The organism is Nocardia arseniciresistens (assembly GCF_046764875.1).
GTDB lineage: Bacteria > Actinomycetota > Actinomycetes > Mycobacteriales > Mycobacteriaceae > Nocardia > Nocardia arseniciresistens.
In genome coordinates this window covers 526,085-546,951 of the sequence record NZ_JBKORD010000002.1, presented here as the reverse complement: position 1 = coordinate 546,951, position 20,867 = coordinate 526,085, and the positions used below count along the sequence as shown (strand labels likewise).

The 20,867-nt window shown below is 65.6% G+C and carries 23 protein-coding genes; 7 read left to right on the top strand and 16 right to left on the bottom strand.

The annotated features are described in order from the left end of the window. The first annotated feature begins 5 nt into the window (after window positions 1-5). Window positions 6-584 (top strand): TetR/AcrR family transcriptional regulator, encoded by a 579-nt coding sequence (locus ACLMAJ_RS06095; RefSeq protein ID WP_412012482.1) that lies wholly within the window; start codon window positions 6-8, stop codon window positions 582-584. Window positions 585-596: 12 nt separating this feature from the next. Here ACLMAJ_RS06095 and ACLMAJ_RS06090 read toward each other — a convergent pair whose 3' ends face one another. The 3 genes from ACLMAJ_RS06090 to ACLMAJ_RS06080 all read right to left on the bottom strand — a co-directional run bounded on the left by ACLMAJ_RS06090 (window position 597) and on the right by ACLMAJ_RS06080 (window position 3,293). Continuing rightward, complete coding sequence (locus ACLMAJ_RS06090) at window positions 597-1,943, bottom strand: CoA transferase (protein ID WP_412012525.1); 1,347 nt, start codon at window positions 1,941-1,943, stop codon at window positions 597-599. Between the two features lie 110 nt (window positions 1,944-2,053). Next, a complete protein-coding gene (locus tag ACLMAJ_RS06085; RefSeq protein WP_412012481.1) occupies window positions 2,054-2,872 on the bottom strand; it encodes an RNA polymerase sigma factor SigF in 819 nt (272 codons plus the stop codon). Further along, entirely contained in the window at window positions 2,862-3,293 is a 432-nt protein-coding gene (locus ACLMAJ_RS06080) for an ATP-binding protein (protein WP_412012480.1), read from the bottom strand. The genes ACLMAJ_RS06085 and ACLMAJ_RS06080 overlap by 11 nt, the downstream gene beginning before the upstream one ends. Window positions 3,294-3,501: 208 nt before the next feature. Between ACLMAJ_RS06080 and ACLMAJ_RS06075 the strand changes: the two genes are divergently transcribed. After that, window positions 3,502-3,852 (top strand): STAS domain-containing protein, encoded by a 351-nt coding sequence (locus ACLMAJ_RS06075; RefSeq protein WP_412012479.1) that lies wholly within the window; start codon window positions 3,502-3,504, stop codon window positions 3,850-3,852. A 38-nt stretch (window positions 3,853-3,890) separates the two neighbouring features. Here ACLMAJ_RS06075 and ACLMAJ_RS06070 read toward each other — a convergent pair whose 3' ends face one another. Genes ACLMAJ_RS06070 through ACLMAJ_RS06060 form a run of 3 tightly spaced genes read right to left on the bottom strand, consistent with a single transcriptional unit; the run spans window position 3,891 to window position 7,143 of the window. Beyond that, window positions 3,891-4,334, bottom strand: coding sequence for a response regulator (locus ACLMAJ_RS06070; RefSeq protein ID WP_412012478.1), 444 nt, complete (start codon window positions 4,332-4,334; stop codon window positions 3,891-3,893). After that, a complete protein-coding gene (locus tag ACLMAJ_RS06065; protein WP_412012477.1) occupies window positions 4,331-5,941 on the bottom strand; it encodes a sensor histidine kinase in 1,611 nt (536 codons plus the stop codon). The genes ACLMAJ_RS06070 and ACLMAJ_RS06065 overlap by 4 nt, the downstream gene beginning before the upstream one ends. Continuing rightward, window positions 5,938-7,143, bottom strand: a complete 1,206-nt coding sequence (locus ACLMAJ_RS06060) for a PP2C family protein-serine/threonine phosphatase (protein ID WP_412012476.1) — start codon at window positions 7,141-7,143, stop codon at window positions 5,938-5,940. Before ACLMAJ_RS06060 ends, ACLMAJ_RS06065 begins: the two co-directional genes overlap by 4 nt. Before the next feature lie 221 nt (window positions 7,144-7,364). Between ACLMAJ_RS06060 and ACLMAJ_RS06055 the strand changes: the two genes are divergently transcribed. Then, a complete protein-coding gene (locus tag ACLMAJ_RS06055) occupies window positions 7,365-8,138 on the top strand; it encodes a thioesterase II family protein (protein ID WP_412012475.1) in 774 nt (257 codons plus the stop codon). Between the two features lie 11 nt (window positions 8,139-8,149). Here ACLMAJ_RS06055 and ACLMAJ_RS06050 read toward each other — a convergent pair whose 3' ends face one another. From ACLMAJ_RS06050 to ACLMAJ_RS06040, 3 genes are all read right to left on the bottom strand, one after another. Further along, window positions 8,150-8,533 (bottom strand): DUF2784 domain-containing protein, encoded by a 384-nt coding sequence (locus tag ACLMAJ_RS06050; RefSeq protein ID WP_412012474.1) that lies wholly within the window; start codon window positions 8,531-8,533, stop codon window positions 8,150-8,152. A gap of 105 nt (window positions 8,534-8,638) precedes the next feature. After that, entirely contained in the window at window positions 8,639-10,096 is a 1,458-nt protein-coding gene (locus ACLMAJ_RS06045) for an SDR family NAD(P)-dependent oxidoreductase (RefSeq protein WP_412012473.1), read from the bottom strand. A gap of 127 nt (window positions 10,097-10,223) precedes the next feature. Further along, window positions 10,224-11,156, bottom strand: a complete 933-nt coding sequence (locus tag ACLMAJ_RS06040; RefSeq protein ID WP_412012472.1) for an alpha/beta fold hydrolase — start codon at window positions 11,154-11,156, stop codon at window positions 10,224-10,226. Between the two features lie 210 nt (window positions 11,157-11,366). Here ACLMAJ_RS06040 and ACLMAJ_RS06035 point away from each other — a divergent pair, with 210 nt between their 5' ends. The 3 genes from ACLMAJ_RS06035 to ACLMAJ_RS06025 all read left to right on the top strand — a co-directional run bounded on the left by ACLMAJ_RS06035 (window position 11,367) and on the right by ACLMAJ_RS06025 (window position 14,108). Then, on the top strand, window positions 11,367-12,062 hold the full coding sequence (locus ACLMAJ_RS06035) for a TetR/AcrR family transcriptional regulator (protein ID WP_412012471.1): 696 nt from the start codon (window positions 11,367-11,369) through the stop codon (window positions 12,060-12,062). Between the two features lie 245 nt (window positions 12,063-12,307). After that, window positions 12,308-13,453, top strand: a complete 1,146-nt coding sequence (locus tag ACLMAJ_RS06030) for an acyl-CoA dehydrogenase family protein (protein WP_412012470.1) — start codon at window positions 12,308-12,310, stop codon at window positions 13,451-13,453. 25 nt (window positions 13,454-13,478) lie between these two features. Next, complete coding sequence (locus tag ACLMAJ_RS06025) at window positions 13,479-14,108, top strand: TetR/AcrR family transcriptional regulator (RefSeq protein WP_412012469.1); 630 nt, start codon at window positions 13,479-13,481, stop codon at window positions 14,106-14,108. A 27-nt stretch (window positions 14,109-14,135) separates the two neighbouring features. Here ACLMAJ_RS06025 and ACLMAJ_RS06020 read toward each other — a convergent pair whose 3' ends face one another. Further along, window positions 14,136-14,486 (bottom strand): hypothetical protein, encoded by a 351-nt coding sequence (locus ACLMAJ_RS06020; protein ID WP_412012468.1) that lies wholly within the window; start codon window positions 14,484-14,486, stop codon window positions 14,136-14,138. Between the two features lie 308 nt (window positions 14,487-14,794). On the opposite strand from ACLMAJ_RS06020, the gene ACLMAJ_RS06015 reads away from it, so the two are divergent. Continuing rightward, the gene (locus ACLMAJ_RS06015; protein WP_412012467.1) at window positions 14,795-15,547 is read left to right on the top strand and encodes a DUF4190 domain-containing protein; all 753 of its coding nucleotides are present in this window, start codon (window positions 14,795-14,797) and stop codon (window positions 15,545-15,547) included. A 9-nt stretch (window positions 15,548-15,556) separates the two neighbouring features. Here the strand turns inward: ACLMAJ_RS06015 and ligD are convergent, their stop codons facing one another. The 6 genes from ligD to ACLMAJ_RS05985 form a co-directional block, all read right to left on the bottom strand. Then, the gene (gene ligD / locus ACLMAJ_RS06010; protein WP_412012466.1) at window positions 15,557-16,558 is read right to left on the bottom strand and encodes a non-homologous end-joining DNA ligase; all 1,002 of its coding nucleotides are present in this window, start codon (window positions 16,556-16,558) and stop codon (window positions 15,557-15,559) included. Then, a complete protein-coding gene (locus ACLMAJ_RS06005; RefSeq protein ID WP_412012524.1) occupies window positions 16,555-17,643 on the bottom strand; it encodes an ATP-dependent DNA ligase in 1,089 nt (362 codons plus the stop codon). The genes ligD and ACLMAJ_RS06005 overlap by 4 nt, the downstream gene beginning before the upstream one ends. 276 nt (window positions 17,644-17,919) lie before the next feature. Beyond that, window positions 17,920-18,327, bottom strand: a complete 408-nt coding sequence (locus ACLMAJ_RS06000) for a cold shock domain-containing protein (RefSeq protein WP_412012465.1) — start codon at window positions 18,325-18,327, stop codon at window positions 17,920-17,922. Window positions 18,328-18,359: 32 nt separating this feature from the next. Next, on the bottom strand, window positions 18,360-19,460 hold the full coding sequence (locus ACLMAJ_RS05995; protein WP_412012464.1) for an SPFH domain-containing protein: 1,101 nt from the start codon (window positions 19,458-19,460) through the stop codon (window positions 18,360-18,362). Window positions 19,461-19,478: 18 nt separating this feature from the next. After that, entirely contained in the window at window positions 19,479-19,712 is a 234-nt protein-coding gene (locus ACLMAJ_RS05990; protein ID WP_412012463.1) for a hypothetical protein, read from the bottom strand. Between the two features lie 88 nt (window positions 19,713-19,800). Next, window positions 19,801-20,736 carry an alpha/beta hydrolase family protein gene (locus ACLMAJ_RS05985; protein ID WP_412012462.1) on the bottom strand — a complete coding sequence of 312 codons (936 nt, stop codon included), beginning with the start codon at window positions 20,734-20,736 and terminating at the stop codon, window positions 19,801-19,803. Between the last annotated feature and the right edge of the window lie 131 nt (window positions 20,737-20,867).

Genomic DNA, 20,867 nt, shown 5'->3' with positions numbered 1-20,867 from the left:
GCGGCATGGGAAACCGAGAAGATCTGCTGGCGGGAGCGCGCAAGGCCATCTTGGAACGTGGTGTCGCGAAGACCACCGCGCGGGACATCGCCACGGCGGCGGGGGTGAGCCTGGCCGCGATCGGCTATCACTTCGGCTCCAAGGAACGGCTGATCACCGAGGCGCTGACGGCGGCGCTCGGCACCGGCATCGGCGACAGTATGGAGGCGCTGATCCGCGACACCAGCGGCACGCCGCTGCTGGAGGCGTTCGCCCAGATGTGGGACGGCATGTCGGAGGTATTCGAGAACAACCGCGAAGGGATGCTGGCGAGCCTGGAGAACCTATTGCGGGTGGCTCGCTCACCGGAGTCGCAGGAATTCATGACCGACAGCCTCACCGGTGCGTACAGCGACATCACACGGTCCCTTCGGGAGGCGCATCCCGTACTGGATGAGGACCAGGCGCGGGCGGTAGCCGAGCTGTATTTCATGCTCACCCAGGGGCTCGGCGTGCTGTGGATGATCACCAGGGGCAAGAACCTGCCCGACGGTGCACGGCTCACCGAAGCGATCGCGATCCTCGCCCAGGATCTGCGCACCTGACCGCCGGTCGGGTCAGTGCGTGCGGATGGGCCAAGCTGGTGCATCTGTGCCGTACCCGGGAGCGGGCCAGGCGTAGTCGGGATACTCGGGCAGTGCGGGAGCCGCGGTGACCACATCCGCGTGCATTACGGTCGCGGCGGGGTTCGGTGCGGCGGCCTGCGGATGGCTCGGCGTGCGGTTCGGTGCGGACAGCAGCCAGGAACCGGTGCGCGCGAGGGCAACTCGGACGTCGCGGCCGATACCGTCGGACGCCCTTGCGAGGAGCGCATCGATGACACCGGCGGCGAGCAAGTAGCCGGAGGCATGGTCGAGGGCCTGGGCGGGTAACGTGCCGGGAAGGGCGGGCGCGCCCTCCAGGATCGAAATGCCGGACGCGGCCTGCACGATGCTGTCGAAACCGCGGCGCTCGCCCCACGGCCCGGATTCGCCCCACGCGCTGACACGCCCGTGCACGAGGCCGGGGCGGGCGGCGGCGCTGACCCCCGCGTACTCGAGCGCACCGGGGCGGTAGCCGGTGATCAGCACGTCGGCAGAGGCCAACAGGTTGTCGAGCACCGGCAGTTGGGTGCGCACGTCGAGCAGCGTGGAGTATTTGCCCTGGCAGGTGTCGGCGAACTGCCACGGGATCTCCGGAAGCCCCGGCGGATCGATGCGCAACACCTCCGCGCCGAGTAGCGCCAGCGCGCGGGTCGCGACCGGACCGGCGATCACGCGCGTCAGATCGAGTACGCGAACGCCACGCAGTGGCTGCAAAGGCGTTGCGCCGATGGGCAAGCCGGACTCGCCACGATCGTGCCTTGATTCGATGGCGACCAGTGGTCCCGCCGCCGCTGCCCGCCCCTGCGGGCTTTCGGCCCATTCCTCTTCGGTGCGCACCCGCACCGCGATCGCGCCCGCCTCCGCGGCGTGCTCCTCGATATCGCCGGCACGGCTCATCGCCATCTGCGCGACGACCAGATCGACAGGGACGTCCTCGGGCAGGCCGAGGGCGGCAAGCAGCCGGGCGCGGTGGTGCGGATAGTTGGCGTGGGTGCGGACCCAGCCGTCGAAGGTGGGGAAGAAGCCCGACAGATCAGCGAACATCGCCGGCGATTGTCCATCGACGCGCAGCAGGCGGTCGCTGGAGAAGGCGGCGGCGATGCGGTCAGGGTCGAGCCGATAGGACACCGGGTGTAGGCCGTGTGCGACCCGGATTCGATTCGCCGCGGTGTTCAGTGCCGCGACCGATCCCGCCGCCAACGCCGCGACCGGCAGCTTGGCAGCAAGGTACCTACCAGGAACAAACGACGGGGCGATGCTCGAGCCAGTGACACCGATCCCGGCGTCGTAGTCGTGGACCAGCCGTTCGTGCGCGTTCACCGGATCGAACACCCTGGAGGCAGCAGCGTCGAGATTCACGAGTGCTCATACTGTCACAGCGGACGGACGCGGTCTCGTTGGCCCTCAACGGCTCCGGTGGGACCGAGCCGTCAGTCGCGCAACGCTTGCTCGCGCAACGTGTTGAGGGTTTTGGAGAGGATGCGGGAGACATTCATCTGCGAGCAGCCGAGCTGTTCGGCGATCTGGGCCTGTGACATGGATTGGAAGAACCGCATGATCAGGACCTGACGTTGCTGCTCGGGCAGCGCGGCGATGAGTGGTTTGACCGCCAAGTAGTCCTCGATGGTGCGGTAGCTGGGCTCGTCGGCGCCGAGGGTGTCCAACACCGAGACCGGAGAGCCGTCGTCGCCGCTGCTCGGCGTCGGGTCGATGGGGGCGGTCTGGTAAGCGTTGCGCGCGATGAGGGCCTGGGTGACCTCGGTCAGCTCCGCGCCGATTTCCTCGGCGATCTCCCTTGCCTTCGGCATCCGGCCGAGCCGCTGCGCCAATTCCTCGGTGGCCGGGCCGATCGTCTGTTGAATCTCCTTGAGCCGTCGAGGAACTCGCAGCGCCCAGGTGCGATCGCGAAAATGCCGCCGCACTTCGCCCATGATCGTCGGCACCGCGAACGACAGGAACGAGGTACCCAAGGACGGGTCGAAGCGGTCGACCGCCTGCACCATGCCCACCCTGGCGATCTGGTGCAGGTCGTCGAAGTTCTCGCCGCGGCCACTGAATTTACGTGCGATGTTCTCGGCCAATGGCAGGCAGCGCTCGATTACCCGCTGGCGCAGCACCTCACGGTGCGGATCGTCGGCGTCGAGCGCGCCGAACTCGGCGAGCAGCGGCTCGATATTGTCGTAGGGGTCTCCACCGGGACGTGCTCTGCGCGGTCTCGGTTTCGGCGACGAGGCCTGCTCATCGGCCATCGCTGCCGCCTCGCACCCATCGGAAGTCGACGACCGTCGGATACCCGCCGCTCGCCGTATCGAGCGGGGCCTGCGCGGCGTTGACGGTGTCGGTCAGCGTCCGCACGATGTGCCAGCCGAAGCTGTCCTGGCCCGGAACGACATCGGCCACAGCGACAGAGGAAACCTGCACGAGCATCGCGGACTCGCGGTAGGTGAACCGGCAGTCGATGGTCGTGTCGGCAACGGCGCCGAGTATCAGCTCGGTAGCGATCTCGTCGAGCGCCAGCCGAATGTCGGTGACCTCATCGAGCCCGAAATCCGCTATGAGGGCAACGGTTTCGGCGAGCGCACGCAACATCACCAGCTGTTCGAGCTGTGCGGGCACCCGAATCTCGATCGTCGTCGATTCACTCGACTGCTCTGTCGTCCATTCCGTCATACCTACCGCCTCGTCGATACGAACAGCCCACCCGAGCGGCAAGAATAACCTGCCGTGGTCACTGGCGTATCGGCGCGTGCCGACCTATCATCGTCGCCGGAATCGGGTAGGTTGACCGCGAAGGTCCACCCTCTGTGCCGCGATGCGTCGCGGCTGAGGTTCGAAACGCAGCGGAGGGCAGTGAAGTGGTTGCGAAGGTAGCGACGCGATGAGTGCTGAAGGCAAGCCGTGGGCGATCGAGGTGAACGCGCGGTCGGTCGGCTCGGCAACGGTGATCACCGTCAGCGGTGAAGTAGATGTCGCTTCCGCGCCGCGGCTGCAGACCGCGATCGAAGACGCGCTGCGGGGCAATCCCGTGCTGCTGGTCCTCGACTTGTCGAGCGTCGGGTTTCTCGGATCGGCCGGGCTGAGCGTGTTGCTCATGGCCTCCGAATCCGCGCGACAGGATGGGCTGCGGGTGGTGGTATCGGATCAGGTGCGTCGCCCCATCGAGGTGACCGGCCTCGACAAGCTTCTCGTGCTTTTCGACACCTTGGACGGTGCGCTGGCCGCAGGCTGAACCGCCCGGCCTCTGCTCGATCGGCCTGCCGCGCCGAGTCAGTGGTGGCTGGGCAGCCGGACGACCTGAACGAAAAAGTCGTCGATCTGCTTGATCGCCGCCATGAACTGTTCGAGGTCGACCGGTTTGGTGACGTAGGCATTGGCGTGCAGCTTGTAGCTGCGCAGGACGTCCTCCTCGGCGGCGGAGGTTGTGAGCACCACTACGGGGATATGGGCGAGGTCTGGATCGGATTTGATCCTTTCCAGGACCTGGCGGCCGTCGTACTTGGGCAGGTTGAGGTCGAGCAGGATCAGGTCCGGGCGCGGCGCGCTCCGGTGGGCGCCTTGCCGATAAAGGAACTCGAGAGCTTCCTGGCCGTCGCGCGTGACGTACAGGGTGTTGCCGATCTTGTTGTCCTCGAAGGCTTCCCGGGTCATCAGTACGTCGCCGGGATCGTCCTCCACAAGCAGGATGTCGATGGGCTGGCCGAGAGTGGTCACGTGGATGGCTCCTTGTCTGATGTTTCGAGCGGTGGCACGGCATCGAAGAGGGTGAAGCGGAAGCGGGTGCCCGCAGTGTGATCGGAGTCGATCCAGATCCGGCCGCCGTGGTACTCCACAATCTTCTTGCACAGCGCGAGTCCGATGCCGGTTCCGCTGTATTCCTCACGACTGTGCAGCCGCTGGAAGATCACGAACACCTTCTCGGCGAATTCGGCGGGGATGCCGATGCCATTGTCGGTCAACGATATTCGCCAGCCTGGCCTATCTCCTTCCTCGGGCTCGCACTCGATCTGGATGATGGGTGGCCGGCCGGGTCGGCGGAATTTGATCGCGTTGGCGATGAGGTTCTGCCACAGCATGGTCAGCAGCATCGGGTCGCCGACGATCTCGGGCAGCTGCGCCGGGCGATGGATCCGCAGGCCCGCGTCCTCGGCCGCGGCGGAGAGGTTGGCAAGGGCCTTGTCCAGGGTGTGGTCGAGGCTGGTCGCGACGGTGCTGTCGTTGACACGCCCGACGCGCGAGAAGGTCAGCAAGTCGTTGATGAGCACTTGCATTCGCTTGGCGCCGTCAACGGCGTAGGCGATGTATTGCGTTGCGCGCTCATCGAGTTGATCGCCGTAGCGTTTCTCCAAGAGCTGGCAGAACGAGGTGATCTTGCGCAGCGGCTCCTGTAGATCGTGGGAGGCGACATAGGCGAACTGTTCGAGTTCGGTGTTGGACCGGCGCAGCTCGAGGGTTTGTGCGTCCAGATCGGCCGCTTGATTTTCGAGCAGCGTCTCCTTGACGCGGGAAGACGCCAGTTCGGCGACGATGCGACGGCGCATCGCCTCCACCGCTTCGGCCACCGTTGCCAGGTCCGCCGGACCGTATGCGGTGATCCGGTGGTCGAAATCGCCTCCTGCGACGCGAAGGGATTCGGCTTCCAGATAATCGAGCGGGTGCGCGACGAGCCGCCGGACCAGGAAGGTCAGCGCGACACCGGTCAGCAGGAAGGCGACGACCATGGCGCCGAGTGTGACATCGCGGATGGTCCGCAGTCGGCTGAGCTCGGCGCTGTCGTGGTCGACCACTGTCGCGATGGCGGTGTTCTGGGCGGCGAAGTGAGTACGCAACTCGTCGAACTGCTGCTTTCCGCGTGCCGCGACGGTCGGATCGACGGCTCGGCGAGTGCCGGGTGTGATGGCGGCGATCACGGGTTCGGCGTAGCTGGTGCGCCATGCCTCGGCGGCGCGTTCTACCACCTCCAAGTCGTCGATCAGTGCCTCGTGGTCGGCGAGCAGTCCGCGGATCCGGGCTGCCGTGCGTGCCTCTTCCTGCTTGCCCGCCAGGTACGGCTCGAGAAACTGCCGGTCCGCGGTAATGACGTAGCCCCGGATACCGGTCTCTTGGTTGACCAGTGCGCTTTGCAAGAGGTAGGTCTCGGCGGCGGCGGGCTGAATCTCGTCGAGCAGCTGATCGGCGACACGGTTGGTCTGCGCGATCAGCTGGGCTCCGACAATGGCTCCGATGACGACCAGAAGGGCCATCAGTCCGAGCACGAGTTGAAACCAGGCCTGGACCGTCAGCCGACCGGCAAGCGGCGTCGTGTGTGGTGGGGGCGTCATCTGGGGCGCTCGCCCAGGCTTCCGTTGTGCCACCGCAGGTACAGCACAGCCACATCATCGGCAAGCCCACCACGATCGGCGGCCAGAGTCTCCGCACGCTCGATCATCTCGTCGACGAAAGCCTCCGGCTCGACGGCGGTGACGGTTCGGGCCAACTCCAGCAGCCCGTCTTCCCCGAGACGCTCGTCACCGGACCCCGAGTGGCCCTCGAACAGGCCGTCGGTGAACAGCAGCAGCCCCGCTCCGCGCGGGAGCGTCAGCTCGTGGACGGGCCAATCGGCTTGTCCCGGTACGAATCCCAACGCCGGGCCGCCCGGTACCTCCACCCATTCCACGATGCCGCCCTCGCGCATGAGCATGCCTGGATGCCCGGCCCGCATCACCCGCACCAGCCGTTGACTCGGCTGCATGATCAGACTGGTCACGGTCGCGAATGTCCGTCGGCCGGTCCGCTCGGCGAGCAGCACTTCTTCCAGCAGTCGCAGCTGCCTGGTGCCGGTGATTTCGCTCAGAACCAAAGTCCGCCACGCTAGTCGAAGTGCCACCCCGATCGCGGCCTCATCGGGGCCGTGGCCCGACACATCGCCGATCAGGGCGTGCACGGTGCCGTCCACGCCTTGCACCACATCGTAGAAGTCGCCGCCGAGCAGGGCCTTGACGCGGCCGGGCCGGTAGCGGGACACGATGTCGATGACGCGCTCACCGCGCAGCAGCGGGGTCGGGAGCAGTCCACGTTCGAGTCTGGCGTTCTCCTGCGCGCGCACCTGGCCGACCCGCAATTCCGCGGCGGCTCGCGCGGCCTGTTTACGTTGCACGGCGTATCGCATTGCGCGACCGAACAATTCCGGCTCGACCCGCCCCTTGACCAGATAGTCCTGCGCACCCGCCGCGACCGCGGCGAGCCCGGTCTGCTCCTGGTCCAATCCGGTCAGGACCACCACGGCGACCTGGTCGGTGTAATCGTGCAGCCTGGCAAGTGCTTCGAGCCCATGGGCGTCGGGCAAATTCAAGTCGAGCAGCACACAATCGGGTAGCTCGGCGGCCAGCTGTCGCAGCGCCTGCGCAATAGAGCGCGCTCGAGTCAACCGGAGTCCAGGCGCGCCGTCGGCGACCAGTTCCTCCACCAGGAGGGCGTCCGCGTCGTCATCCTCGACAAGTAGCACCGACGGCTCTCGCCGATTCCAGATCGCATCACTACTCATCGGGCGCCCCGCATCCACACCCCGCCCGGACAGCATCGCCCCGTTCTCCTTTTCGTTCCGCGAAGGATACCTACCGTCGTGGCACGCGGCAGAGCGCGCCGACTCGTGCGGCACTCGCCAACCGTAGACCAAGGTTCTGACGCATCGGCCCAAACCTGCGTGCGACTTGCTACAAAGGAATTCTGCTTTGCCGGTAGTTCCGAGAGAGTAAGGAGATCGACGTGCGGCGAACCATCGCGGCCACGGACTGGTTGCGAGTGCTGCGGGCCGACGCCCCCGCGCGGCACCAGCTGGTGTGCATGCCGCCCGGCGGCGGGTCGGCTACCGCGTATCGGGCGCTCGCCACGAAACTCGGTGCAGGGATCGGCGTTGCCGCCGTGCAGTATCCGGGCCGACAGGATCGGCTCGGCGAACCCGCGATCTCGGATATGGACACCCTCACGGGTCGGATTGCCGAGGAAATCCTGCGCCAGGGGCCGATCGAGCGACTGGCGCTGTTCGGCCACAGCATGGGCGCGACGGTGGCGTTCGAAACCGCCTGCAAGCTGGAGCGTGCCGGACAGTCGGTGACGACATTGTTCGTGTCCGGCCGCCCCGCACCGACTTTTGTGGAGCCCGGTCGCCTGCATTTGGCATCGGACGACGAGCTGATCGGTGATCTGGAGCGTTTGGCGACCGACCCGGCCTCGGTGCGGATACTGCGCGACGAACCGAGCCTCGCCGAGCTGGTGTTGCCCGCCGTCCGCAGCGACTACCAGGCAGTGGAGACCTACCACTATTGCCAGGGCGACCCGCTCGCCGGGGATATCGCCGCATTGGTGAGCACCGAGGATCCCACGATGGTCCCGGAGCAGGCCGACCAGTGGCGCGACCACACCATGGGCAGTTTCGAACGTGCGCTATTCCCCGGCGGCCATTTCTACTTGGACGAGAAGGTTTCCGAGGTAGCCGATTTCATCACCCGCAGCCTGGCACGGCACCATTCCGTAGCGTGAGATCCGCGTGGCTACTCGGGCGTGTGAACTCGGGAACCGGTCCGTTGCCGCGACAACCACAAGAACCCGGCCCATGACATCACGACACACACCGCGACCAGCATTCGCACCAACCCGAGTGCGCTTTGCGGGTAGATCACCCCGGTCAGATAGTGGTCGATGAACCCGCTCGAAGGCAGCCCCGCCACACCTGCCCGGTGCCGCGCCCAGTTCTCCAAATAGGTCAGCGGACAATCGAACCCGAGCAGGACCGTGCTGAAACCCCATCCGAACGCGATCACGTGCAGCCAGATGGTGCGCGGCCAACGCCACGCGAGAAATCCACCGACCACCACGTAGGCGACGAACGCGAAGTGCACGGCGGCGGTAACGTCGGCAAGCAGCCGGTACAGCACTTTTTCAGCGTAGCCGTCCACGGGTGTGGTGCGGCCGGGATCGTCCTACCGCGCGTGTAGCGCCGATCAGCCGGCTGCGCCGTGCCGAGATCTATGCGCGTCGATTCACCACGGGGACGGTTCGTAGTCCTTGAGGAAACAGCCGTACAGGTCGGTGCCGTTCTCGCCCTGGACGATCGGGTCGTATACCCGTGCGGCGCCGTCGACCAGGTCCAGTGGCGCATGGAAGCCCTCTTCGGCCAGGCGGACCTTGGTGTAGTGCGGGCGCTCGTCGGTGATCCAGCCGGTGTCGACGGCGGTCATCAGGATCGAATCTTCCTCGAGCATTTCTTTGGCGCTGGTGCGGGTCAGCATGTTCAGCGCGGCCTTGGCCATATTGGTGTGCGGATGGCCCGGCCCCTTGTATGCGCGGGAGAACTGGCCCTCCATGGCGGAAACATTGACGACGTATTTGCGCCTCGCATGCGCAGCGGCCATGGTCGGGCGCAGTCGGGACACGAGAATGAACGGTGCGACCGAGTTGCACAGCTGCACCTCGAGCAGTTCGGTCGGGTCTACCTCGGCGACGGTCTGCACCCAGCTGTTGGTGTGGGCGAGGTCGGGAACCAGGCCGCCCGCGTCGATCGCGATGCCGCGCGAAATGCGTTCCGGTGTGGCCGATCCCGCGACAAGCGCAAGCTCGGCGATGTCGGCCGAGGACAGCGTCGGGGTCAGCGATGCGGTCAGCGCGGTCGGGTGCGCCTGCATCGTCTTGCCGAAACTCATCACATCAGGCAGCGCGCCCGCTGGCAGCGGCCCGGACTCGGCGTCGACGAGCGCGCTGTAGGAGCCGGGGGAGCGGCGCACCGTCTGCGCGGCATTGTTGATGAGAATATCGAGCGGGCCGTGCGCGGCGACGTCGTCGGCGAGTGCGACCACCTGGGCGGGGTCACGCAGGTCGATGCCGACGATACGGAGCCGATGCAGCCAGTCGGCGCTGTCGTCCATCGCGGCGAAGCGGCGGATGGCGTCGTTGGGGAAGCGCGTGGTGATGGTGGTGTGCGCGCCGTCACGCAGCAGTCGCAGCGCGATGTACATGCCGATCTTGGCGCGTCCGCCGGTCAGCAGGGCGCGGCGGCCGGTGAGATCGGTGCGGGCGTCGCGCTTCGCATGGCTGTTGGTGGCGCATTCCGGGCAGAGTTGGTGATAGAAGGCGTCCACGCGCGTGTAGCGCTGCTTGCACATGTAGCAGGGGCGCGGTCGCAGCAGGGTGCCCGCGCTGGCTCCCGCGGCGTTCGAGCTCAGCGGGATACCCGCGGTCTCGTCATCGATCCGATTCGGCGACCCGGTCGCCGTCGCCGCGACTACCTCGCGATCCGCGGATGCCACCGCGTCTCGGGCCTCGTTGCGACGACGCAGCTTGAGCTTCTTGAACATGTGCCCGACGGCACGCTGCACGGCGATGGAATGGGGATCGTCTTTGTCCAATTGCCCCGCCTGGTCGAGCACACGCAGGCAGATCGCTAGGTCGGCCGGGTCGATGGCCTGGGTATCGGGCGCTGTCGACGCGGTATTTTCGGCCATCGGAATGCGGACTTATCCTTCGTGAACTGGGCGGGCTGACCGATCCATTGTCGCATCGAGGCCGCAGTCCGCTGGTCGCGCCCCGGCCGCACCGCCGGCGACCGGCTGACCCGAGCGCCTGCGTGACTTATCGACGATGGATCGTGGCGTCGGCCGCGTGCAGGTCTTCGACGAAGTTGGCGATGGCCTCCGCGACGAGCAGGGGCTCGGTCACCGGCAGCCAGTGGTCGGCGGGAATCGCGCAGCGCCACAGGCGATCCACCCACGGTGCGCTGCTGTCGTAGAGGAACGGGGGGACGAACACGTCGGTGGTATCGACCACCATCTGGACCGGCACCGCGGTCTGTCGTTGCCTCGGTCGCAGCAGATGATGCAGCAAGTTGGCCCGCACGATGCGGGAACCGGCGACCAGATCGGCCCGCCAGGTGGCGGCGATCGGCGCGTACGCGCGCGGGACGCCGCCGAGCCGCTCGATGAGCCAGGACCTGACCCGGGGCGGGTAGGCGATCCGTTGCGCGGCGGCGGGCGCCGATCCGGCGCCGCGCAACAACCAACTGGGGTCGGCGGCCAATCTGTGCAGCTGGCGTGACGGAGAGGCGATGTCGCGCAACAGCATTCCCACATGGTCGAGATTGGGTCCGGAGATCGCGGTGAACGACGCGACCCTGTTGTTCGCGCGTGGGTCGCACACCGCCTCCCATGCCTGCACCGCACCCCAGCCGTGGCCGCACACGTGCACCGGCCTGCGCGGGCTGACCGCGTCGACCACGGCATAGAAGTCCGCGGCGAGGCGCTCGAGTCGATAGTCGCGCATCGCGGCCGAGTTCGCCGACCTGCCGTGGCCGCGCAGGTCGTAGGTGATCACGCGGAAGCCGTCGGCAAGCAGTGTCGCGACCTCGGCCCAGACCTGGTGTGTGTCGGTGACGCCGTGCACGAGCACCAACGGTTCTGCGCCGCGATCGCCCCATTCGAAGACCGCCAGCTCGGTACCCGCGGCGGACACGGTCGATTCTCGGTCCGGTCGTCGAGTGGTTTCGATGATGTCGGGCTGTTCGGTCATGTTCGCGCCTCGATCGATGAGCTGTCGCAGATGCTGTGTGTACCGCCGGTACGTGTTCTGATACTGACAGTACGAAGTGCTGGAAATCAATGGGTGTGAGCTTGCGTGAATATGAGGTAAGTCACGTGATCTGCAGGTGAACGGCATGCAACTGTTTTCTGGTCTGTCTGATTCTCGATGCGTACCGCCAGTACGTGTATGCTCCCGGCTGTGCCCCGATCCGACACCAGATCCGCAGCCAGGACGATCACCCGCGAGGAAATCGTCGACGCCGCCATCCGGGTGATCGATAGGGATGGTCCGCGGCCGAGCATGGATGACGTCGCCCGCGAGGCGCGCATCACCAAACCTCGGCTGTATCGCCGGTTCGCCGACAAGGCGGACCTCTACACCGAGATCGGCAACCGGATGGCCAAGGCCGCGGGCGCCGCGGCGGGCAACGATCTCACCCTGATGCTGCAGCCGCCGCGTATCGCGCTTCGTCGTGTCCTTACCGGCTATGCGGACTGTATCCTGGAGCACCCCAACGTTTTTCGATTCCTCGGGCAGGCGCACGTCACCCAGAACGCCGACGGTTCCGTGCTCCAATTCGACCTCGGTCGCGCCGCGGCGGGCCGCTTCGCCGAGCAGGCGCGCGAGGTCGCCGAATCCATCCCGATCGACGCGACCGGCATCGACTACCTGGCTCGCGCGGTCGTCGGTGTCGTCGTCTCGATCACCGACCTGTGGCTGGGCGATTCGGCGTTGCCGCGCCCGGCCACCACTGTCGAATTCGTCGAACAAGCCACCGAATTCGTCTGGGGTCTGATCGACGGCTTCCTCCGCCGCCAAGGCATCTCGGCAGATCCTGACACCCCGATCTTCACATCCATGGCGGCGGTCAACCAGTCGCAGTCCGCCATGTGACATCGGAACCTCGGATAACATCACCGATCCGGTACCGTTCTTATCGGCCAGCTGTCGTCCAAGCCCTCCAGGTAATAGTCCAGCAGGTCGACCGAATCGTCTCGCGAATGATCGCTGAACTCGTCGAAACATCTTCCCACGGAGCCGACGCGTGTCCGGCTTGTTGACATCATGTCAATAGTGGTGGAATCTGATGTCGAGGCGCCGGCGGCGAGGTCGGCCCGTGGCGAGCAAAGGATCCGACGATGGCACGTGCCGCGTGGAGTGATGATGAGGTCGAAGCGGTACGGGACCTGGCCAAGAACTTCTTCGAAAAGGAAGTCGTCCCGCACGAGGAGAAGTTCGTCGCCCAGGGACACCCCGACCGTGCGCTGTACAACCGCGCCGGTGAACTCGGCCTGCTGTGCACCGCGCTGCCGAGCGAATATGGTGGTGGCGGTGGTACTTTCGCGCACGACGCCGCCATTATCGAGGAGCAGGCGTTCGCCGGAGACGGTGCGCTCGGCATGCCGGTGCACAGCTCGATCATCGCCCCCTATCTCAACGAATTCGGTTCCGAGGAGCTCAAGCGGCGGGTGCTGCCCAAGGCGGCCACCGGCGAGATGGTGCTCTCGATCGCTATGACCGAACCCGGCACCGGCTCGGACCTACAGAACATCAAGACCAGGGCGGTCCGGGAGGGTGACGAATACGTCATCACCGGGTCCAAGATCTTCATCACCAACGGTTGGCTCTGCGACGGCATCATCATCGCCGTGAAAACCGACCCGACCAAGGGCGCGGCGGGTGTCTCGCTGGTCTTCGCCGAGGTCGGCGACGACACACCAGGTTTCAAGCGTGGTCGCATCCTGAACAAGATCGGCGGCAAGGCCCAGGACACCGCGGAGCTGTTTTTCGACGGCCTCAGGGTGCCGGCGTCGAACTTGCTCGGTGCGGCCGAGGGGCAAGGCTTCTACCAAATGATGCAGCTGCTGGCTCAGGAACGCCTGGTGACCGCGATCATCGCGGTCGCGATGATGGAGAAGGCCGTCGCGCTGACCGTCGAGTACACCAAGGGCCGCGAGGCGTTCGGCAAGCCGCTGTTCGCCATGCAGAACACCAAGTTCGAGCTGGCCGAGTGTGCGACCGTCGCCACCGTCAGTCGTACCTTCCTCGATGACTGCCTCGTCAAGCACCTGCGTGGGGAGCTCGACGTCCCAACAGCGGCAATGTCGAAATTCTGGCTCACCGATCAGCTGGGTATCGTTGTCGATCGCTGCCTGCAACTGTTCGGCGGTTACGGCTACATGACGGAGTATCCGATTTCCCAGCTCTACACCGGCGCCCGTGTACTGCGCATTCTCGCGGGTAGCAACGAGGTGATGAAGGATCTCATTGCCCGGTCTCTCTGAAGTCCGGAGCGAGACGGCTTCGTCGGTGGACCCTTCCTCCGACGCGGCACAGCCGCGCCGGCGCAGGCTCGAACCCGACGAGCGGCGTGCGCAGATCCTCGCCTGCGCGATCGATATGTTCGGCGAGCGACCGTATGCGGCCGTCTCCACCGCCGAACTGGGCCAGCGCGCCGGGGTCGCGCGCGGCCTGATCAATCACTACTTCGGCAACAAGCGCGATCTCTACCTCGCGGTGGTTCGCCGGATGGTCACCCTGCCGCGCCTCGACGACATGGTGACCCCGAGCGGCACCGATCGGGAACGCGTCGACGCCAGTGTGCACTGGCTGCTGGATGTGATCTCCGAACACGGCAGCACCTGGGTGAAGGTGACCAGTCATGAGGGCGTCGGCAACGATCCCGAGGTGCAGCACATCCTCGATCAGGCCGACGACGCGGCCGCGGAGCGCATGCTGCTGATGGTCGGGCGCGCCGCTTCGACACATAGTGCGGAATTGCGCGCGATGGTGCGAGCCTTCGGCGGCCTGGTGAAAGTGGCCGGGCGGGAGTGGATCACCCGGGGCACACTCACCCGCGAACAGGTCCATGTGCTGCTCTCGGACATGTTGATGACATTGATGACCGAAACCATGCCCAAGGTGGACCGCAGGCGCTGAGCGTGCCCGCTCCCGTGGCCTGGATCGTCAGGTCGTACCCGGCTCGCCCGCGACGGCCTGCCCCGCACCGCTGTCGCGGACGTGACGGACATGCCCCGGCGCGTGTCCACCTCTGCCGTACTTCAGTTCGATCACTTCCTCCCGGCGGTGCTCGACCACCAACGCGCCGATGCCCGCGATCCACAGCGCGGCGGTCGCGATCGCGCCGACCTCCGTCCAGCCGCTGAACCCGGAACCGGCCGCGGTCAGTGTGCACGCCAGCGCCACGATGCCGAGGGCACACAGGATGAGGCCCGGCACGTTGTAATCGTCGCCGAGCAGATCGCCCGCCTGGGCGTGCCACGGCCGCCCTTCGGTCGAATCGGTAGTACCGAACATGGATCCTCCTGGGTGCGAGTCAGCACATGGTCAGCGATTTCACCTCGTCATCAGCATGAACCTCCGCCGCGCGAACCGCGAGGGGTGTTTGCTGGTTTGTAATTGCGAGGCGGCCCTGGCAGATGGGGCGAACTGTTCCCACTGCTGCGAAATGTTGCTCCGCGTTCGTTATTACGCTTTGATGACGGCCGATTGGACGTTTCGGATGATCCGGCGGCTGTTCGCCTCTATTCTGTGTCGATAATGGGGGCGGGTCCGGGAAGTCCGAGACTCCTGCGCGATTGTGGTGTGGAGAGGGACGTACTGGCATGGCACGGACGGAACGCCGTGAGCTCGACCGTTGGCCGGAAGCGGCGCAGCACGAGGAGAGCTGGCAAGAACCGGAACCCGAGGAGCGCTGGCCGGACGCGGAATCCGAAGGCCGCCGACAGGAAGCGCCACCACCGGGGCGCCGCAGGACCGGTCGGCTGCGAGTGGAGATTCCGCCGATCATCAACCCGTATGCGATCGTCGCGCTGGTGGCCGCGTTGCTCGGGCTTTTCCCGGTGGCCATCGTGTTCGGCTTCATCGCCTTCAGTCATCCGCGCGGCAAGGCTATGGCGGTATCCGCCCTGCTCCTCGGTGTTGCCGAGATGACGGCCGTCGCGGGATTCGTGGTGTTGTCCGGAACCAACTGGACCGATTCGGTCTCGCGCGCGAACAAGGTCACCGAGGTAACGACGGTTGCCGCGCCAACCGTCGTGCCGACCACGGTGGCGCCGACCACGGTCGTGCCGCCGGTGACGACGCCGCCGGCGGCAACCAACCTCGTCACTCCGAAAAAGGGCACGGCCTGCGCGGACCCCGCGCAGATCGGTACCGGTGCGGACGGGAACACGCTGCTGTGCCTGGCCAATGCGGCGAGCGGCGGCTACCAGTGGGCGGGGCCGTACGCGATCGCGACCGCGGTACAGCAAGCCGGAACGAAGTGCGAAATTTCCGGCACCAACAAAAGCGCGCGCACCGCGGACGGTCATGCGCTGGCGTGCGAGAGCAAGGTCTGGCAGCTCTGGACCGAATAGCTGTTGCTGTTATTCGGCCTTCTTCGCCCGGCTCGGCTGCACCCGCGGTGGCTCGTTGGGCATCTTCGGATATTGCGGTGGCCACGGCGCATCCATCAGACCCGCGGCCATATCGCGCTCGGACATTTCCAGCAGTGGTGCGATCGATTGCGCAGGACGGTCCGCCCATGGATCGCCGAGCTCGGCGAATCGAGCGGGCACGGTGGCGATGGTGAGTTCGTCGGGCACGATGGTGTCGAGTTCGGGCCAGGCGATCGGTGTCGACACCTGGGCGCCGACCTTCGGGCGCACACACCAGGCGCCGAAGACCGTTTTGTGCGGTGCGTTCTGGTTGAAATCGATGAACACGCGAGAGCCGCGTTCTTCCTTCCACCATTGCGCGGTGATCTCGTCGGGATGGCGGCGCTCCAGTTCGCGAGCCAATGCGACGGCCGCGGCTCGTACCTGATAGCCATCCCACTTCGGTTCCAGCGCAACGTAAATGTGCAGCCCGCGCGAGCCGGAGGTTTTGATCGACGACGCGATGCCCAATTCGGTGAATAGTTTCCGAGTCAGCACGGCGGCATGCCTGAGATCGTCGAAGGTGATACCGGGGGAGGGATCGAGGTCGATGCGCAACTCGTCGGCGATCTTCAGATCGTCCACGTGATTGGGCCAGACGTGAAAACCCAAGCAGCCCTGATTCACCGCCCACAGAATGTGTGCGAGATCGTGCGCGACAAGGGCATCACTCGTGGTGCCGTTCGGGGTGGATACCTCGACGGTGTGCAGCCAATCCGGCGCGGATTTCGGCACCCGTTTCTGGAACCATGACTTCCCCGACGCGCCATCGGGATAGCGCTCGAGCAGCAGTGGGCGATTGCCGACCACGTTCAGGAACGGTTCGGCGACGGCCTGGTAGTAGTGCACCAGATCGAGTTTCGTTTCGCCGCGCTTGGTGAAATAGATCTTGTCGGGATTGCTGATGGCGACGGTTCTGCCGTCCACCTCGATATCGACGGACGCGCTCATGACTTTCCCTGGATTTCGGTGAACAGGGTGCTCAATTCGGCGGGCGCGACCTCATCGAGCTGGGCATAGGTGCACGATTGCGGGGTGCGGTCGGCACGGAAGCGAACGAGCCTGCCGCCGTGGCGCAACCGGCCCGACTGCACGTGCTCATAGCGGACCTCGGCGACAAGTTCCGGGCGTAGCGCCTCCCATGACAGATCCTTGCCCCCGGTCCATCGGCTCACCCCGCCCGGCATCTTGCCGTCGGCCCTCGCCTGCGCGGCCGCGTCCGCCCATTCCCGCCAAGGGTGGTTCTCCAGCGCGTTCTCGCGCAGCGGTTTCAGCTCCTCGACCAGTTCCTTGCGCCGGGCCGCGGTGAAACTGCTCGCCACCCCGACATGATGCATATGCCCTTCGTCGTCGAAGAGTCCGAGCAGCAGCGAACCGACACCCTCGCCGTCCTTGTGCCACCGGAAACCGGCTACTACACAGTCCGCGGTGCGCTCGTGTTTGACCTTGAGCATCACCCGCTTGTCCTGCAGATAGGCGAGATCGTTCGACTTGACCATGACGCCGTCGAAACCCGCGCCCTCGAACCTGGTGAACCAGTCCTCGGCGATATCGGGATCCGAGGTGACCGGCGTCAGGTGCACCCTGGCCAATTCGGTATCGAGAATGGTCTCCAGCAGCCGCCTGCGTTCGGCGAACGGTTCGCCGGTGAGATCCTTGCCGCCGAGCGCGAGCAGATCGAAGGCGACGAAGCTGGCCGGTGTTTCCACGGCCAGCTTGTTCACCCTGGAGGCAGCCGGGTGCAGCCGGTTCTGCAGCGTGTCGAAATCGAGGCCCTGATCGGTGACCATGACGATTTCGCCATCCACCACGCATTTCTCCGGCAGCGCCTGCTTCAGCAGATCGGCGACCTCGGGAAAATACCTGGTAAGCGGGCGATCGTTGCGCGAACCGAGTTCGATCTCGTCGCCGTCGCGGAATACGACACAGCGAAATCCGTCCCATTTCGGTTCGTAGCTCAGGCCCGGTTCGCGCGGCACCGACGGCGCCGTTTTCGCCAACATCGGCCGGACGGGTGGCATCACCGGTAGGTCCACGCTGGCCCGCCTCTCCGCGTCTTCGGGCCGGACTCGCGTGCCACGCAAGCAGCCTTGGCGTCCGGCGGCAAGGGTGTAGGCAAGTTGGCCCGTCCCCGGCGAGTTACCCATGTACTCGCCTGACCAGCTCTTGCGTAGTGGGGGATCACCAGCGCATCCACTCGTCCTCCTCCGGTCGTGCCCGCACCGATGTCGACGTCGCCGGGGACGAAAAATCATCGGTGCGGGATCCGGATCGATCGTAGATCTCCGGTCCGACAAGATCGGGACTTCGGCTCAGTCGAGCCAGCCGTGCTGATCGGCGTAGGTGGTGAGGCGGTCCCGGATGGTGATGATCTCGCCCGCGGTCAGTGCGGGGCTGGCGTCCAAGAGCAGCTCCGTGATCTGACGTTTGTGTTCGGCGGCCGTCAGCAGGCCGGAGGACGATGGTCGTTCCTTCTTGTGCCGAGCAGGCGGTGGGGTCGATGGCGCCAGCTGACCGCCGACCAGGGTCAGATTGACCGCCTTGGGTCCACGGTCACCCTCGGTCACGTCGAATTCGAATACCCGGCCCTGACGCAGTTCGTCCTCATCGAGACCGATGTCGTTCACGTGCACGAACACATCCGGACCACCATCGTCGGGACGAATGAACCCGAACCCCCGAGAGCCGTCGAACGACACCAATTTCCCGATGGACACCAAAACCCGCTCCTCGCCGTAGCTATTCGGTCACTTTAGCCCGCATTTTCCCCGTCGTTGGATGAAAGCGCCTTTTGTAACGAATTGAAGACAGTGAGCCCCTGACCGACCATTCCGTTGACCAATTCACTGACGCCATCCGGCCCGTTGAGCACCGTCAGGTTCGCGTTGGCCAGCCCGTTGGACGCCTGCTTGACGATCTCTGGCAACTGTTCGATCAGTAACTGGTCCAACGCGATTCGGTTGTTCGAGGCCGCCGCGTCGGCCTGGATCCTGGTTCGGTCGGCTTCGGCCTCGGCGAGGATGCGCACCCGTTCGGCTTCCGCGAGTGCGGGCTTGACCACCTCGGCCTGCAATTGTTGTTCGCGCAATTCGGCCCCTTTGCGGGCCTGCTCGGCCTGCGCGGTCAGCACCTCCTGCATGGCTTTGGCCTCGGCGAGTGGACCCGACTGCGCCGCCTCGGCATTGGCCTTGTCGATGTCGCGTTGATACTGGGCCTTCAGAATCGAGGTCTCGCGCTCGTATTCGGCCTGGCGGCGCAGCGATTCCTGCTCCGCCTGCGCGGCGAGCTGAGCGGCCTGCGACTGCGCGATCTGGGCGTCACGCTGCACTGCGGCGTTATGCGGGGCCGCGAGCGCGGTGATGTAGCCGAGGTTGCCGTCATCAATGGACTGGATCTGGAAGGAATCCACCCACAGCCCGATATTGCTCATTTCGACCTTGGACGCCACCAGCACCTCATCGGCGAGGCGCTGGCGTTCGCGAATGATTTCCTCGACCGTCATCGAACCGACGATCGAGCGGAGATGACCGGAGAAGATGCGTCCGGTGAGCACCGACATCTCCTGCTCCTGTTCGGACAGAAACCGTTGTGCCGCGTTGACGATCGACCTCTCGTCGTTGGCAACCTTGAACGCGATCACCGCACGCACCTCGAGCTGGATGGCCTGCTTGGTGACGCACCGCTCCTTGATCTCCGACTCGAACATCGCCAGCGACAGATAGCTCACCTTGCGGAAGAACGGAATGACCCATTTGCCGCGCCCGATCACCACCCCGAACGGCACATCGTCTTTACCCTTTGCACCGCTGACGAGCATTGCTTCGTCCGGGTCAGGTACGTGATACCCCAGCACGGTTTACTCCCTATCTGTTTACATCTTCTCGGGTAGATCCGTAGCCAACGGAATCCACGGAACAACATCGACGATGCGTCCTGGATCGACGGTGATGATCAACACGGTGCTGCCGGCCGGAATCGGCTCCTGCCCCCGCGCGATATACAGTTCCGTCCCCCCACGAATCGCTACCAAAACCTCGCCCAACATTCCGGCGCCCCGAATTGCCGCCGTCAGCGTACCCGTCAAACCCCGCACGGGGTCGGTCATCTCGGTGAACTCCTCGGACTGGAAGGCCGGGCTGTCAGCGTACGCGGCGGAGCCGAATTCGGCCTCGGGGAACCGCCACGGCCGAGGACTATGCCCGCTCCTGATCGGAGAGCGCTTCGGCGACGATCCGACCGACCGTGCTTTTGGTGAGATAATGGGCGGCGCTGTGCGGTTGGGCGCCGTTGTCGATGGCGGGGTGCGTTGTCGGCACCACCGCGCTGCCGGCGGCCGGTGGGAAGAACGGCGCAAGGTCCAGGTGTGCGGCGACGATGTCGTCGCGGTCGGCCATGTTCTCCCAGCGGATGAGCGCGGGCGGAACGGTCGGCGGTTGTGGACGTAGGCGTGGGTAGATGATCGACTGCAAGGCAAGGGGGGAGCCCAGCGTGATCAGCGTGACCGGCCGCCGGGTGTGATGCAGGGCCTCATACGCGACGACCGAACCCAGCGAATGCCCGATGACCAGCCGGGTCTCGGGTCCGATCAGATCGAGCACCTGCTGCTGAGCGTGTTTGCGCACGGTCTCGTCCGCGAGGTATCGGGTGACCTGTGCCAGCGACCGATCGACGAATTTCCCGGCGAGCCCGAATCCGAAGGGCGCGAACCATTTCAGCTTCGCGAGTGCGTTGGTGGCGGGCCTGGTCTGGGCCCGCACCCCCTGCGCGCCTTCGTCATCGAGCGTGGAGTTGTCGAGGTAGCGCTGCGCTTCCACCTGATCGCGCAGGTCGAGCGCGTGCGCGGCTGCTGTGGCGAGCCATGCCGTTGCGAGCTGTTCGGCGAGTTCGGAGTATTCCTCGTTTATCGGTGCGGTACCGCCTTGTGCACCGGGATCCAGAAAGGCGTTGCCGTAGAAGGCCATCCGCACCTCTGGCGACCCAGGTAGCGGACCGCGCCACAACCTGTCGGCCAGCTCGGCATGCCCTGCGGCGCGAACCCCGCCCGCCAGCGCGGGAATCCATTGGGACTCCAGCACATCGGCCGCATATTGTTCCTGCGCGATACCGTGCACGAGCACTATCGCTGCCATTCGAGGCCCCCGGTTGTCACTCGCCACGGTGTGGTGTTCCAGTACGTTCCTATCACGACGGGAGCCCCGCGGTGGTCGTCCGCGCGAAACCGTGACGTCCGATGGCCGGATTCGGCGAGGACGGTAGGTTG